Origin of the sequence: Methylobacterium dankookense, from assembly GCF_902141855.1 — a bacterium.
GTDB lineage: Bacteria > Pseudomonadota > Alphaproteobacteria > Rhizobiales > Beijerinckiaceae > Methylobacterium > Methylobacterium dankookense.
Window position 1 is genome coordinate 1 of sequence record NZ_CABFVH010000120.1, and the last position, 1246, is coordinate 1246.

At 65.2% G+C, this 1246-nt stretch carries 1 protein-coding gene; it reads right to left on the minus strand.

Translation table 11 applies throughout. The annotated features are described in order from the left end of the window. Positions 1-38: 38 nt before the first annotated feature. Positions 39-1180 (minus strand): IS3 family transposase gene (locus tag MTDSW087_RS29830; RefSeq protein ID WP_144769405.1). Its coding sequence is split into 2 segments (ribosomal slippage): positions 39-913 and positions 913-1180, totalling 1143 coding nucleotides; the frame shifts between segments, so codons are not numbered across the junction. Between the last annotated feature and the right edge of the window lie 66 nt (positions 1181-1246).

Here is a 1246-nt window from a genome sequence, read left to right on the forward strand (position 1 = left end):
TGACCTGACCGGCATTTTGGACCGAGCCGATTGAGAGGCTACTGCATGGTGGCGGCCATGGGTAGCCGGAAGGCTCGATCCGGGACGGTGACGGGCGCAGGTGGCCGGTAGCCCAGCGACGAGTGCGGCCGGACGCGGTTATAGGTGTTCTGCCAGAGGGCGATCACAGTCTGCGCCTCCCTCAACGAGTAGAAGATTTCTTGACGTAGGCACTCATCACGAAGCTTGCCGTTGAAGCTTTCGCAGTATCCGTTCTCCCACGGCGAGCCGGGTGCGATGTACTGGATCTGCGGTCCGACCTTGGCGACCCACTTGCGCAGCGCCTTCGCGATCATTTCCGGACCATTGTCGCAGCGGATGTGCTCGGGAATGCCGTGCAGGCACATCGCGTCGGCCAGCGCTTCGATCACCCCGAGGCTGTTGATGCGCCGCGCCACCTTCAGCGCGAGGCAGGCCCGGCTGTGCTCGTCGATCAGCGTCAGGATGCGCAGGCTCCGCCCGTCATGTGTCTGTGCCTGCACGAAGTCGAAGCTCCAGACGTGGTTGCGGTGGAGCGGACGCAGCCGTACGCACGAGCCGTCGTTCAGCCACAGGCGGCTTCGGGGTCTATGTCGGCTGGGGACCTTCAGCCCCTCGCGACGCCAGATACGCTGAACCCGATCCTTGCCCACCTGCCAGCCCGCTGCCTGCAGCAGCGCGGTGACGCGGCGGTAGCCATAGCGCCCGTACTCGGACGCCAGAGCGATGATGGCGCGGGTCAGCGCATCCTCGTCGGCCGACACGGTGGGCACGTAGCGCTGCGTGCCGCGGTGCTGACCGACGATCCGGCAGGCGTGACGCTCCGAGAGGCCGTACTTCTCCTGGATGGCATCCACCGCCTGCCGGCGTCGCTCGGGGGCTACAAGTTTCCCGAGGCGACGTCCGCCAGCACCTGCTTCTCCAGGGATAGATCCGCCACGAGGCGGCGCAGCCGAGCATTCTCGCGCTCAAGATCCTTCATCTTCCTGGCTTGATCGACCTGCAGGCCGCCGTACTCCTTGCGCCAGCGGTAATAGCTCTGCTCGGAGATCTCTGCCTCCTTGCACGCCAACGCCAAGCTCTTGCCCTGGGCGGTCTGCACCTCGATCTGGCGCAGCTTCAGCACAACCTGCTCCGCGCTCGTCTTCTGACCTCGCCGCATGTCCGACTCCTTCAGTCCTGGCTGATCCTCTCAATCAGCCCGGTCCAAAGCCAGCCGGTCAGGTCA